The organism is Pseudomonas sp. DSV-1, assembly GCF_035830915.1.
Classification (GTDB): Bacteria; Pseudomonadota; Gammaproteobacteria; order Pseudomonadales; family Pseudomonadaceae; genus Aquipseudomonas.
The window spans coordinates 353,891-367,624 of record NZ_JAYMYG010000001.1; the positions used below are offsets into that span (position 1 = coordinate 353,891).

General features: G+C 58.5%; 11 protein-coding genes. 9 read left to right on the forward strand and 2 right to left on the reverse strand.

Features of this window, described 5'->3' with window-relative positions; genetic code table 11:
• The first annotated feature begins 36 nt into the window (after positions 1 to 36).
• The 6 genes from VSQ83_RS01645 to VSQ83_RS01670 all read left to right on the forward strand — a co-directional run bounded on the left by VSQ83_RS01645 (position 37) and on the right by VSQ83_RS01670 (position 7,756).
• On the forward strand, positions 37 to 2,427 hold the full coding sequence (locus VSQ83_RS01645; RefSeq protein ID WP_326425143.1) for a PAS domain-containing sensor histidine kinase: 2,391 nt from the start codon (positions 37 to 39) through the stop codon (positions 2,425 to 2,427).
• A gap of 13 nt (positions 2,428 to 2,440) precedes the next feature.
• Complete coding sequence (locus VSQ83_RS01650) at positions 2,441 to 3,070, forward strand: response regulator (protein WP_019823106.1); 630 nt, start codon at positions 2,441 to 2,443, stop codon at positions 3,068 to 3,070.
• A 329-nt stretch (positions 3,071 to 3,399) separates the two neighbouring features.
• The gene (locus VSQ83_RS01655) at positions 3,400 to 4,524 is read left to right on the forward strand and encodes an ABC transporter ATP-binding protein (RefSeq protein WP_133075316.1); all 1,125 of its coding nucleotides are present in this window, start codon (positions 3,400 to 3,402) and stop codon (positions 4,522 to 4,524) included.
• A gap of 40 nt (positions 4,525 to 4,564) precedes the next feature.
• The gene (locus VSQ83_RS01660) at positions 4,565 to 5,605 is read left to right on the forward strand and encodes an ABC transporter substrate-binding protein (protein ID WP_133075317.1); all 1,041 of its coding nucleotides are present in this window, start codon (positions 4,565 to 4,567) and stop codon (positions 5,603 to 5,605) included.
• Positions 5,606 to 5,673: 68 nt separating this feature from the next.
• On the forward strand, positions 5,674 to 6,921 hold the full coding sequence (locus VSQ83_RS01665) for an ABC transporter permease (protein WP_133075318.1): 1,248 nt from the start codon (positions 5,674 to 5,676) through the stop codon (positions 6,919 to 6,921).
• A 10-nt stretch (positions 6,922 to 6,931) separates the two neighbouring features.
• Positions 6,932 to 7,756, forward strand: a complete 825-nt coding sequence (locus VSQ83_RS01670) for an ABC transporter permease (RefSeq protein WP_133075319.1) — start codon at positions 6,932 to 6,934, stop codon at positions 7,754 to 7,756.
• On the opposite strand, the gene VSQ83_RS01675 is transcribed toward VSQ83_RS01670, so the two are convergent.
• On the reverse strand, positions 7,753 to 8,211 hold the full coding sequence (locus VSQ83_RS01675; protein WP_219262882.1) for an REP-associated tyrosine transposase: 459 nt from the start codon (positions 8,209 to 8,211) through the stop codon (positions 7,753 to 7,755). The two genes, VSQ83_RS01670 and VSQ83_RS01675, sit on opposite strands and share 4 nt — an antisense overlap.
• Positions 8,212 to 8,471: 260 nt before the next feature.
• On the opposite strand from VSQ83_RS01675, the gene rpe reads away from it, so the two are divergent.
• The 3 genes from rpe to trpE all read left to right on the forward strand — a co-directional run bounded on the left by rpe (position 8,472) and on the right by trpE (position 11,513).
• Entirely contained in the window at positions 8,472 to 9,146 is a 675-nt protein-coding gene (gene rpe, locus VSQ83_RS01680) for a ribulose-phosphate 3-epimerase (RefSeq protein WP_133075321.1), read from the forward strand.
• A complete protein-coding gene (locus VSQ83_RS01685; protein WP_133075322.1) occupies positions 9,143 to 9,961 on the forward strand; it encodes a phosphoglycolate phosphatase in 819 nt (272 codons plus the stop codon). Before rpe ends, VSQ83_RS01685 begins: the two co-directional genes overlap by 4 nt.
• Positions 9,962 to 10,031: 70 nt before the next feature.
• On the forward strand, positions 10,032 to 11,513 hold the full coding sequence (trpE, locus tag VSQ83_RS01690) for an anthranilate synthase component I (protein WP_133075323.1): 1,482 nt from the start codon (positions 10,032 to 10,034) through the stop codon (positions 11,511 to 11,513).
• A 96-nt stretch (positions 11,514 to 11,609) separates the two neighbouring features.
• On the opposite strand, the gene estP is transcribed toward trpE, so the two are convergent.
• The gene (estP, locus tag VSQ83_RS01695; protein ID WP_326425146.1) at positions 11,610 to 13,529 is read right to left on the reverse strand and encodes an esterase EstP; all 1,920 of its coding nucleotides are present in this window, start codon (positions 13,527 to 13,529) and stop codon (positions 11,610 to 11,612) included.
• Between the last annotated feature and the right edge of the window lie 205 nt (positions 13,530 to 13,734).

Genomic DNA, 13,734 nt, shown 5'->3' on the forward strand with positions numbered 1-13,734 from the left:
GGGTTGATCAGTATTTGTCAGGGTGTGAGCGTTTAGATGAGACGTTTTTGCTATCTGTGGGTTATCGGCTGGTTATGGCTGCCCTTAATGGGCAATGCGGCGCCTGTGCCTGCGGCCCAATTGTCGGCGGATCAGCGCGAGTGGCTGGCCCAGCACAAGGAGCTTCGGGTAGGGCTTGTCTTGCAGGCGCCCTATGCCAAGTTTGATCAACGGTTACAGCAGCTTTCGGGCGCCAACGTCGAGCTGATGAAGTGGCTGGCCCAGGCGCTGGATGTTGAGCTGATATGGCGTAACTATCAGGACCTGGCGCAACTGGAGCAAGCTGCCCGCGCCGGAGAAATCGATCTTGTGCCCGGCTTGACCCAGACCCCGGCCGGTTTGCGGTTGTGGCAGTTTTCCGATCCTTACATGCGTGTGCCGCAGTTGTTGGTGGGCACACGTAATGGCACCGGTTCGGTGGACCTGGAACGAGTCGACAGCCAGACCCGGGTCGCGGTGCGCATGCCCAGCGCCACGGCCGATTTTTTGCGCAGCAGTTACCCCGGCCTCAACCTGCAAGGTGTGCCGCTGGAGCGTCAGGCTCTGCAACTGCTGCTCAGTCAGCAAGCGACTTATGCCGTTATCGATGAGGCCCAGCTCAGTCGTTTGTCGGTCGAGCCGGAGTTCGCGGAGCTGGCCGTGGTGGGTGATGTCGGCTTGCCGCAGCTGTTGCGGGTTGCGACGCGCCGCGACTGGCCCCAATTGGCCTACATCGTTGAGCGCGGGCTGCATGCGATCCCGGCGCGGGACATGGAGCAACTGCACAGCCGCTGGCTGCAGCCCAAGTATCCGCACCTTGGGCCATCGCCCGGCTTTTGGCAGAACCTGAGTTTACTGATGGGTGCGTTGTTGCTGGCCAGCATGGCGATTGTGGTGTGGCAGCGTCGCCAGCAAACGGCCCTGGAGCGCGCGTTACTCAGCGCCCGCGAAGATCTTGTCGTGCGCACGGCCAGTGCCCAGGCGCTGCGCTTGAGCCAGTTCTCAATCGACCAAAGCCCGGTGGGTATCTTGTGGGTCAATTGGGACAGCCACGTGCGCTATGCCAATCGAGCGGCTGAAGACATGCTCGGCTATCAGCCGGGTGCCGTGCTGGATCGACCGTTAAGCGATTTTGAACCGGGTCTGAACATGGACCGTTGGCTGAATATGTGGCGGCGTGCGCGCAATCACAAAGAGGGTGTTCACCGCAGTGAAACCCTGTGCGTGCGGGCCGATGGCAGTGAGTTTCCCGCCGATGTGACCTTGAGCTTTCTGCGCTTTCAGACGTCGGAGTACTTGGTCGTGTACCTCAATGACATCACTGAGCGGCACCGGGTACAGGCCGCCTTGCAAGAAAGTGATGCGCGCTTGCAGGGCATTGCTGCCAACGTACCGGGGCTGGTCTTTCGTCTGGAGCGTTCGTTGCTGACGGGTGAACTGGATTTCCCCTATATCAGTGAGGGCAGCGAAAGCCTTGCCGGTTTTTCTCCGGCAACACTGCGCCTGCGCGAGGTAGGCCTGCGTAGCCTGGTGCATCCTGATGACAGGGCTGACTACCATCGTGTGCAGGACATGGCGCTCGACAGCGACAGTGACTGGTCATGGCAGGGTCGGATATTGACCCGTCAGGGGCAGCAGCGTTGGGCCGAAATCAAGGCGATAACCCGTCGCCTGGATGATGGCACCGTAGTATGGGATGGCATTGTCTGGGATATCAGCGAAAGCAAGCGCATTGAACTTGAGCTGGACAGTTCCCGCGGGCAGTTGCGTGAATTGTCGGCGCACCTCGAAAGTGTGCGCGAAGAAGAGAAAGCGCGCATCGCCCGTGAGGTTCATGATGAGCTGGGGCAGATGTTGACGGTGCTTAAACTGGAAACCTCGATGTGCGAGCTGGCTTACGCGCAGCTTGATCCGGGGTTGAATGAGCGGCTCAACAGCATGAAAAGGCTGATTGCCCAGCTCTTTCAGTTGGTGCGCGATGTGGCCACGTCACTGCGCCCACCGATTCTGGATGCAGGTATCAGTTCGGCCATCGAGTGGCAGGCCAGGCGCTTTGAAGCGCGCACGCACATCCCGTGTCTGGTGCAGGTGCCGGAGCACTTGCCGCCGCTTGGAGCGGCCAAGGAAGTGGGCTTGTTTCGTATCTTGCAAGAAGCGCTGACCAATGTGATGCGCCATGCTCACGCGCACACGGTTGAGCTGACCTTGAGTGTGGAAGGCAAGGAGCTGTGCCTGAACATCAGTGATGATGGGCAAGGCTTTGTGCCTGACACTGGCAGGCCGACGTCCTTCGGCGTCGTGGGGATGCGTGAGCGGGTCTTGATGCTGGGCGGAACCTTGTCTCTGCACAGTGTTCCGGGGGAGGGGACGACCCTGATTGTACGCGTGCCTTTGGTTGATAAAAGTTGATGAGGAATTGCCCGTGATTCGTGTACTGGTAGCGGAAGACCACACCATTGTGCGTGAAGGGATCAAGCAATTGATCGGCCTGGCCAAAGACCTGCTGGTGGTGGGTGAGGCCAGCAATGGGGAGCAGTTGCTGGAAACCTTGCGTCATGTGCCGTGCGAAGTCGTGCTGCTGGACATCTCCATGCCCGGGGTCAATGGCCTTGAGGCGATACCGCGTATTCGGGCCTTGAACAATCCACCGGCAATCCTGGTGTTGTCGATGCACGATGAAGCGCAAATGGCGGCGCGGGCGCTGAAGTTTGGGGCGGCGGGTTATGCCACCAAAGACAGCGACCCGGCGCTATTGCTGATGGCGATCCGCAAGGTGGCGGCAGGGGGGCGCTATATCGACCCGGACCTGGCTGACCGCATGGTGTTTGAAGTGGGCCTGACCGATTCGCGCCCTTTGCATGCCTTGCTGTCCGAGCGTGAATTTTCGGTGTTCAAGCGCCTGGCCCAGGGCGTTAACGTCAATGACATTGCCCAGCAGCTGGCGCTGAGCAGCAAGACCATCAGCACCCACAAGGCGCGCCTGATGCAAAAGCTCAACGTCACGTCGCTGGCCGAGTTGGTGAAATACGCGATGGAGCACAAGTTGTTGTAACGACTTGCCTTGTTCCCGTAGTCGCTGCCGAAGGCTGCGAAGGAGATCGCAGGGTCTTCAAGAAAACGGGTTGCTCCGCAACCCTTCGCAGCCTTCGGCAGCGACTACAGGGACAAGGGTTATGCCTGTTTGCGACATATTTGGCTGCCAGCCTTTAGCAAGTGCGTACGGGTGTCCTGATCACCATCCTGATCACGACATCTCTGTAGGGCAATCCCTACCCAAAGCCTTCCAGACTCCTGATGTGAATCTCTCTCACCCCCCGATTTCTGTGGGGTAGCCGCTTCTTTAGTCTTGGGCTACGGCAGTCCAAAACAAAAGGTGTGGTTATGAGTGAGGTCGGTGCAAGCGCTGGGGCGGATGAGATTCTGGTCAGCTTTCGTGGCGTGCAAAAGAGCTACGACGGTGAAAACCTGATCGTCAAAGATCTCAATCTGGAGATTCGCAAAGGCGAGTTCCTGACCTTGCTCGGGCCTTCCGGTTCGGGCAAAACCACCAGCCTGATGATGCTGGCCGGTTTCGAGACGCCAACCGCCGGTGAGATTTTGCTGGCCGGGCGTTCGATCAATAACGTGCCGCCGCACAAGCGCGACATCGGCATGGTGTTTCAAAACTATGCGCTGTTCCCGCACATGACCGTGGCCGAAAACCTCGGCTTTCCCCTGTCGGTACGCGGGCTGAACCGAACCGATATCAGTGAGCGGGTCAAGCGGGTACTGAGCATGGTTCAGCTCGACGCCTTCGCCCAGCGTTACCCGGCCCAGCTGTCTGGCGGCCAGCAACAGCGTGTGGCGCTGGCCCGTGCGCTGGTGTTCGAGCCACAGCTGGTGCTGATGGACGAACCTTTGGGGGCTCTGGACAAGCAACTGCGCGAACACATGCAGATGGAAATCAAACACCTGCACCAACGCCTGGGCGTGACCGTGGTCTACGTGACCCACGACCAGGGTGAAGCGCTGACCATGTCCGACCGCGTTGCCGTGTTCCACCAGGGTGAAATCCAGCAAATCGCCCCGCCGCGCATGCTCTATGAAGAGCCAAAAAATACTTTTGTTGCCAACTTTATCGGCGAGAACAACCGCCTCAATGGCCGCCTGCTCAGCCAGGACGGCGATCGCTGCGTAGTCGAGCTGAGCCGGGGCGAGAAAGTCCAGGCACTGGCGGTGAATGTCGGTCGTACAGGTGATCCGGTCACCCTGTCGATTCGCCCTGAACGTATCAGCCTCAATGGTTCCAGCGAGTCGTGCGCCAATCGGTTCTCGGGTCGGGTTGAGGAGTTTATCTACCTGGGCGACCACGTCCGGGTGCGCCTGGAAGTCTGCGGCATGAACGATTTCTTTGTGAAACAGCCGATTGCCGAGCTGGACCCCACCCTGGCCGTCGGCGACGTCGTGCCGCTGGGCTGGCAGGTCGAACATGTACGTGCGCTGGACCCTCTCTTAGAGGCGAATTGATCGCCCCGGCTTCACCAACCCTGCACAGTGGAGAATAACAATGCATACATCCTTCAAGTTCACGGCCTTAAGTCTGGGCCTGATGTTTGCGGCCAATGCACTGGCCGCAACCGATCTGACCGTGGTGTCGTTTGGCGGCGCAAACAAGGCCGCCCAGGTCAAAGCGTTTTACGCCCCTTGGGAAGCCAAGGGCGACGGCAAGATCATTGCCGGGGAATACAACGGTGAAATGGCCAAGATCAAGGCCATGGTCGACACCAAAAGCATCTCCTGGGACCTGGTAGAAGTGGAATCTCCGGAGCTGTCCCGCGGTTGCGACGAGGATATGTTCGAACCCCTGGACCCGGCGTTGTTCGGCAATCCTGATCAATACGTCAAAGGCGCGATTCAGTCCTGTGGGGCGGGCTTCTTTGTGTGGTCCACCGTTCTGGCCTACAACGCCGACAAACTGAAAACCGCGCCAACCAGCTGGGCGGATTTCTGGGACACCAAGACCTTCCCGGGTAAACGCGGGCTGCGCAAAGGCGCCAAGTACACCCTGGAATTCGCGTTGATGGCTGATGGCGTCGCGCCCAAGGATGTGTACACCGTGCTGGCGAGCAAGGACGGTCAGAACCGTGCCTTTAAAAAGCTCGATGAGCTCAAGCCGAGCATTCAATGGTGGGAAGCGGGCGCTCAGCCGCCTCAATACCTGGCCTCTGGCGATGTGGTGATGAGCTCGGCCTACAACGGTCGAATCGCTGCCGTGCAAAAAGAAAGCAATCTGAAAATCGTGTGGAACGGCGGCATCTACGATTTTGATGCATGGGCCATCCCTAAAGGCCTGGGCAAAGCCAAGGCGGACGCGGCGAAGAAGTTCATGGCGTTCACCCTGCTGCCACAACAGCAAAGCGTCTATTCGCAAAACATCGCTTACGGCCCGGCCAACAAGGAGGCGATGCCATTGCTGCCTAAAGAGGTTCAGGCCGACATGCCTACAGCCCCGCAAAACATCGCCAACCAGGTGCAGATCGATGTCAGCTTCTGGGCTGACAACGGCGAGCAACTGGAACAGCGTTTCAACGCCTGGGCTGCCAAGTAAGCAGCGCTGACATGCGGTGCGATCCATTGGGTCGCACCGCCATCGTTTAAAGTTTTTCGGAGTTCGCCATGGCCGTCGCCGTTCCCCTGAACGAGGTCTCCAGCCCCACCTTGAAGAAGCGCCTGGCGCATGCCGAGCGGATCAACCGCTGGAAGGCGCAGGCGCTGATTGCCCCCTTGGTGATTTTTTTGCTGCTGGTGTTTCTGGTACCGATTGCGGCATTGCTCTACAAAAGTGTCGGTAACCCGGAGGTGGTCGAAGGTTTGCCGCGCACGGTGGTTGCCGTGGAGAGCTGGGATGGCAAGGGCTTGCCCGCCGAGCCTGTGTACAAGGCCCTGAGTGAAGACTTGGCCGAAGCCCGCAAGAATCAAGTCTTGGGCGATTTGTCCAAGCGTCTGAATATGGAATTGGCCGGCTATCGCAGCCTGTTGATGAAAACCGCCAAGGCGCTGCCATTCAAGGCGGCCCCTGAGTCTTATAAAGATGCGATGGAAGTGATTGATGAACGTTGGGGCGACCCGGCGTACTGGCAGGCGATCAAGCGCAACAGCTCCAGTGTGACTGCGTTTTATCTGCTGGCGGCGGTCGATCACCGCATCGATGATCTGGGTGAAATCGCCCAGGCCACTCCCGATCAGTCGATCTACCTGGACATCTTCGCCCGTACCTTCTGGATGGGCTTTGTGATCACCTGTATTTGTCTGGTGCTGGCCTACCCGTTGGCGTATTTGCTGGCCAACCTGCCAACACGGCAAAGCAACCTGTTGATGATTCTGGTGCTGTTGCCATTCTGGACCTCGGTGCTGGTGCGGGTCGCGTCCTGGATTGTGTTGCTGCAGTCAGGCGGTCTGATCAACAGCGCGTTGCTCAGCATGGGCCTGATCGACAAGCCGCTGGAGCTGGTGTTTAACCGCACCGGGGTTTACATCGCGATGGTGCACATTCTGTTGCCGTTCATGATCCTGCCAATCTACAGCGTGATGAAAGGCATATCGCCTACCTATATGCGTGCAGCCATCTCGCTGGGTTGTCATCCGTTTGCGAGCTTCTGGCGGGTGTACTTCCCGCAGACCTACGCCGGTATAGGAGCAGGTTGCTTGCTGGTGTTCATCATTGCTATTGGCTACTACATCACCCCGGCCTTGCTCGGCAGCCCGAATGACCAGATGGTCAGCTACTTCGTGGCGTTCTACACCAACACCAGCATCAACTGGGGCATGGCCACAGCATTGGGCGGCTTGTTATTGCTGGCTACCGTCGTGCTGTACCTGATGTACAACTGGCTGGTAGGCGCCAGCCGCCTGCGTTTGAGTTAAGGAGAGCGCCATGCTGAGCCCCTATATGTCACCCGTCGAGCGGGTCTGGTTCTACAGCTTGCGCATTCTTTGCGGGCTGATTCTGTTGTTCCTGATTTTACCGGTGCTGGTGATTATTCCGTTGTCGTTCAACTCGGGCAGTTTCCTGGTGTATCCGTTGCAGGGTTTTTCGCTGCACTGGTATCAGGATTTCTTCGCCTCAGCGGAGTGGATGCGTGCCCTGAAAAACAGCGTGATCGTGGCCCCGTTGGCGACCGTGCTGGCGATGGTATTCGGCACGCTGGCGGCGATCGGCCTGACCCGAAGTGACTTTCCGGGCAAGGCACTGGTGATGGCCCTGGTGATTTCGCCGATGGTGGTGCCGGTGGTGATCATTGGTGTGGCCAGTTACCTGTTTTTTGCGCCGCTGGGACTGGGTAACAGCTACATCTCGCTGATCGTGGTGCATGCGGTCTTGGGTGTGCCGTTTGTGATCATTACCGTGTCGGCGACATTGCAGGGCTTCAACCACAATCTGGTTCGGGCGGCTGCCAGCCTGGGAGCTTCACCGTTGACGGCCTTTCGCCGAGTGACATTGCCACTCATTGCCCCGGGGGTGATTTCGGGGGCGTTGTTTGCCTTTGCGACATCGTTTGATGAAGTAGTGGTCACCCTGTTTCTGGCTGGCCCTGAACAGGCGACCTTGCCACGGCAGATGTTCAGCGGCATCCGCGAAAACCTCAGCCCGACCATTGCTGCGGCTGCGACCTTGCTGATTGCGTTTTCGGTGGTGTTGTTGCTTACGCTTGAATGGCTGCGCGGGCGTAGCGAGAAGCTACGCACGGCACAGGCCTAGAACCAGCAAGCATCCCACAAGGGGTAATCACCGATCCGCGTGGTCAATTGGGCGCGGATCGGGTTTTTGATGATGTAGCGGGCAGCGGCCTTGAGGTCATCTTCCTGGCGCAAAGCGCGGTCGTGGTAACCCTTTTGCCATAATCGGCTTGCGGATTGGGCGGCCCGGTTGACGGCGACGCTGCTGCGCGACTTGATGCGGCACATCAGTTCACCCAGGGTTTTACGGCGTAGCTCTACCAGCCAATGACAATGGTCGGGCATGACCACCCAGGCGATTGAATGGACGATGCCTTCGTCATGGGCTTGCCTGAGTTGTGTGACGACGAGACGCCCTAAATGGAAATCGCTGAAAATCGGGCGTCTGCGATCGGTGACGGTTGTGAGCAGGTAAATACGGCCAGGTTCGGAGTAGCGGCCTTTTAGTAGTTGGTTGCTGGTAAATACTCGTGGCATTCCTTTGCCCTCGACGCAGTGGGTATTTGTTTAACCTAGATGGCTAACGAGGGAGTGGCCTGATCCTTTATTCGCAAAATATTGCAGAAAGGTGCTTCGGTCCTTTTCGCAGCCTTCGGCAGCGACTACAGATTATGTGTGTCTTTGTAGTCGCTGCCGAAGGCTGCGATCGGTCGCGAAGCGACCGTAAGGCGGTGTGCGGCACATAGCCAGCGGTATACAATGCGCGCCACCGTGTTTAGCCCACTAAAAGGTGCGTCATGCAGCCCTTCGCTATTGCCCCATCGATTCTTTCCGCCGATTTCGCCCGCCTTGGCGAAGAAGTGGACAACGTACTCGCCGCGGGTGCTGATATCGTTCACTTCGATGTCATGGACAATCATTACGTACCCAACCTGACCATCGGCCCGATGGTCTGCTCCGCCCTGCGCAAGTACGGCGTCACTGCCCCTATCGATGCACATCTGATGGTCAGCCCGGTTGACCGGATCATCGGCGACTTTATCGAAGCCGGCGCCACTTACATCACGTTTCACCCCGAAGCGACCCAGCACATCGACCGCTCCCTGCAACTGATCCGCGAAGGTGGCTGCAAGGCAGGTCTGGTGTTCAACCCGGCAACACCGCTGGATGTGCTCAAGTACGTGATGGACAAGGTCGACATGATCTTGCTGATGAGCGTCAACCCAGGCTTTGGCGGGCAAAAATTCATCCCCGGCACCCTGAACAAGCTGCGTGAAGCCCGCGCGCTGATCGATGCATCCGGCCGCGAGATTCGCCTGGAAATCGACGGCGGCGTGAACGTTGGCAATATCCGTGAAATCGCTGAAGCCGGTGCCGACACCTTTGTCGCCGGTTCCGCCATTTTCAACACGCCAAACTACGAAGAAGTCATTCAGAAAATGCGTGCCGAGCTTGCGTTGGCCCGCCCATGAGCCGCTTTGAGCAGCTACTTCAGGGCCAGCTGCCAAAATTGGTGATGTTCGATCTGGATGGCACCCTGATTGACTCGGTACCGGATTTGGCAGAGGCCGTTGAGACCATGCTGCTCAAGCTGGGTCGACCACCCGCCGGGATTGAAAACGTGCGGTTGTGGATCGGTAATGGTGCGCCGATGCTGGTGCGCCGTGCCCTGGCCGGCAATATGGACGGCAGCGGTGTTGATGACGCGCAGGCCGAGCAGGCACTGGAGATTTTCATGGAGGCCTACGACGGCGGCCATGAACACACCAAGGTCTATCCCGGTGTGCGCGAAAGCCTCAAGTGGCTGCAAAAGCAGGGCGTTGAAATGGCCCTGATCACCAACAAGCCCGAGCGCTTTGTCGCGCCCTTGCTTGATGAGCTGAAGCTGGGGCGGTTTTTTCGCTGGATTATCGGTGGCGACACCCTGCCACAGAAAAAACCTGACCCGGCCGCGCTGTTGTTCGTGATGAAAATGGCTGGCGCCACCCCGGCCCAGTCGATGTTTGTCGGCGACTCTCGCAATGACGTACTGGCGGCCAAGGCTGCCGGCGTTCGTTGCGTCGCGTTGAGCTACGGCTACAACCACGGTCGTCCGATTGAAGAAGAGTCACCGGATATGGTGATTGGCAACCTGCAAGAACTGATAGCCGGTTGCTTAGATTCTGCGCCTGAGATAACGTTGGGCAATTCTGTTTCCCCCTCTCGAAGAGATTCTATCGTGGTGGTCACTCGCAAACTCTGGATGAAAGTTATCAAGGCCCTGGCCCGTTGGCGTTGGCGCGCCTGACTTGAATCTGGCCGCATAGTCGGCACGTTTGCATACCTGACCGTTTTACCCTCAGACCACGAGGCACCTCATGATCCGCGAAGAATTCCTGCGTTTGGCCGCTGCCGGCTACAACCGTATCCCCCTTGCACGCGAAACCCTGGCTGATTTCGACACACCGCTGTCGATCTACCTGAAGCTGGCCGATAAGCCCAACTCCTATTTGCTGGAGTCGGTGCAGGGCGGCGAAAAGTGGGGGCGTTATTCGATCATTGGCTTGCCATGCCGCACGGTGCTGCGGGTGCATGATCACCAGATCAGCGTGACCCATGACGGTGTCGAGATTGAAGCCTGCGAAGCGCAAGATCCGCTGACGTTCGTTGAAGAATTCAAGGCCCGTTACAACGTGCCGACCATTGCCGGTTTGCCGCGCTTCAACGGTGGCCTGGTGGGCTATTTCGGTTATGACTGCGTGCGTTATGTGGAGAAGCGTCTGGGCAAATGCCCGAACCCTGATCCACTGGGCGTGCCGGATATCCTGCTGATGGTGTCTGACGCCGTGGTGGTGTTCGATAACCTGGCCGGCAAGATGCACGCGATCGTGCTGGTCGATCCGGCGCAGCCTGATGCTTATGAAGAAGGTCAGGCCCGGCTCGAGGCCCTGCTTGAACAGCTGCGTCAGCCGATTACCCCGCGTCGTGGCCTGGACTTCACGGCACAGCAAGCGGCTGATCCGGTGTTCCGTTCCAGCTTCACCCAGAACGACTACGAGAAAGCCGTCGACACGATCAAGGACTACATCCTCGCAGGCGATTGCATGCAAGTGGTGCCGTCGCAGCGCATGTCCATCGACTTCAAGGCCGCGCCGATCGATTTGTATCGCGCGCTGCGTTGCTTCAACCCGACGCCTTACATGTACTTCTTCAACTTTGGCGACTTCCACGTCGTGGGCAGCTCGCCAGAAGTGCTGGTGCGGGTTGAAGACAACCTGATTACCGTGCGCCCGATTGCCGGAACCCGCCCCCGTGGTGCCACCGAAGAGGCCGATCTGGCGCTCGAAGAGGACTTGCTCAGTGATGACAAGGAAATCGCCGAGCACTTGATGCTGATCGACCTGGGGCGTAACGACACGGGCCGTGTCTCTGAAATCGGCTCGGTCAAGCTCACCGAAAAAATGGTGATCGAGCGTTACTCCAACGTGATGCACATTGTGTCCAACGTGACAGGCCAGCTGAAAAGCGGGCTGACGGCGATGGATGCATTGCGGGCAATTCTGCCGGCGGGTACGTTGTCCGGCGCGCCTAAAATCCGTGCGATGGAAATCATCGACGAGCTGGAACCGGTCAAGCGTGGTGTCTATGGCGGCGCGGTCGGTTATTTCGCCTGGAACGGCAATATGGACACGGCAATCGCCATCCGCACGGCTGTGATCAAGAACGGTGAACTGCACGTGCAGGCTGGCGGCGGCATTGTCGCTGACTCGGTCCCGGCCCTTGAGTGGGAAGAGACGCTGAACAAGCGTCGCGCCATGTTCCGGGCCGTGGCACTGGCCGAGCAGACTCCACGGGATTGATGTGGGAGCGGGCTTGCTCGCGATGCTGGTCCCCGGTCTGTCTGATTGACCGAGGCGATGCCAGCGCGAGCAAGTCCCCTCCTGCTGGTTGTGTCATCAGAAGTTCAGGCTGACCCCGAGGTTGGTTCCCTGTTGAGCCACCCCATCACCCTTCCTCACGTGATAAGCCGCCTGCAGCATAAGGTCGGCGGTCAGTCTGTGGCTGATCCCCAGGCTGACACGGTCAAGGTTGCTTTGCGGTGTATAGCCTTCGAGTGTGAAGCTGTTGTTGGGCAGGCTGTTCAGCGCGATGCTCAGGCGCTGGGTCGCATTCTGGAACTCGTGCTCGTGGACGGCTTCGCCAAACACCCGGGTCTGCGGGGTGAACTGGTAGCTGGCGAGTACGCCCGCGCCAAGTCGATTTGAAACGAGTGTCTGCTCTTCGTAGTTCAATGCGGTCGAACGCCGCCCTTTTTCTGCATAGCGATTAACCTCTACTCGCGAGTAGTCGGCGCTGATAAAAGGCGACAGGTGCCACGAAGCCGAGGCCTGTGCGATGTCATAACCCAGACGTGTGCTCAATGCCCGGAGGTGGCCGTCGGCTTGCCCTTTCTCCACCCCCTCACTCACGCCTAGCGCGAACTTTCGGTTGAGGCTGTCGTAATCGAGCCTGCCCAAGGTCAGGGCGGCGTCACCCCACCAATGATTGTGTTGGTACTGAGCAAAGACACTGCCCAGGTAGCTATTGAGTTTGTAGTCCGATTCGTTGGCGCCCGTTTCGAGGCGTTGTCGGTAAAATCCGGATGCCACGCCCAGTCGCCAGTGTTCATCCAGTCGATAGCTGGTGCCGATATTGACGTTATAGCCCCGGCCATCCGCACTGACTGAGGTGTGCTGCTCGTCAATATTCAAACGTTGCCCGCCACCCGCAACGAACGCTCTCCATTGCCCTGTGGCTTGCCATTGAAGGTTGTCGCTGCCCCACTGGGTGCGCAGTTGGTCCTGGTGGGCATTCAGCGTGCCTTGGGCCATCACGGGTAACAGCGTCACCTCCCACGGGGCGGCCAGCAATGAGTAGGCATAGTCGGCGATTAAGCGTTGTCCCGCTTCGGTGGGGTGGACCGAGTCATTGAACAACAGCCTGGCTGGGTCGGGGGTCGGGCTGTTGATGCCGTACTGCGGGTTCTCTGTGCATTCGTCACCGCTGAAACAAGTGGCCACGAGGTTGTGCCCGGTGGCCAGGCCAAAACGGGCGGGATCGGAGACCGCTTCCCGGAACAGGAGCGGGACGTTGAGGGGGATGATTTCGGCATCTATCTGGCTGAGTTGATGGGCCAGTTCGGTGTTGAACACCGCGCTGAGGTAGCTGCTGCCAGCTTGTGCCGGTGTGTCGTAAATAGCCGGGGTCAGGCCCAGGTCAGGCAACAGCCAGACCATGATGTAACGCGCCCCGGCCTGTTGCAGGGCGAAGGCGCTGTCTGCCAGATTCTGCGCGGCTTTAGCTGCCTCGGCGGGGTTTCTTACTCTCTCATCGAGGAAGTCGTTGCCGCCGCCCGAGATGAAATACAACGCTTTGGGGTCGGCTTTGAAACCGTTCTCCACAAGGTAGCCGCGTCGGCTGCGTAATACGGTCCCCCCAAGAAACCAGCCTTGCGGTACGGCTACCTTCGATACTTTGGTAATGGAGTTAAAAATCTGGTCCGTACGGTAGCCGCCGACCGCCCAGTTGTTACCATCGGGATCGCCGGTGAATGCGTTGCCCGGTGATGTGGACGGGCTCAAGTCGCCGGGCGCGATGCTCAGTTTTGCACCCAAAATCATCGGTGCTACTGCCGAGTAAGCTTCACCCCTGTAGGTAGGCCCGCTGCGATTGGTAAAACGCATGCCGCTGCCGGTATCAGGAAAATGCCCCGAGTCACTCAAACTGTCGCCGAACACGATCATCGTGGAGTAGGGGGTTGGGGCGGCGAGTACGCGTTCGCTAACGAAGGACAGGATGCATCCCGCCAGGGGGATGAGTAGTGAAAGTCTGCGCATGAGGAGGTCTATTTTTATTGTTGGGAGCGCGGACACTATCAAAACAATTCGTATTAAGTGTTTCGTGTCAAATAAAGACACAAAGTATTGTCTGTATGTTTTTCCCCGTATTTGCTGCCCCGTGTTGCGCCTTCTGCGAGGCTACGTTACTGTGCCCTGACGTAGAAATGAGACCCTTCCTGTGTTGATCATCAGCAAACTCTTT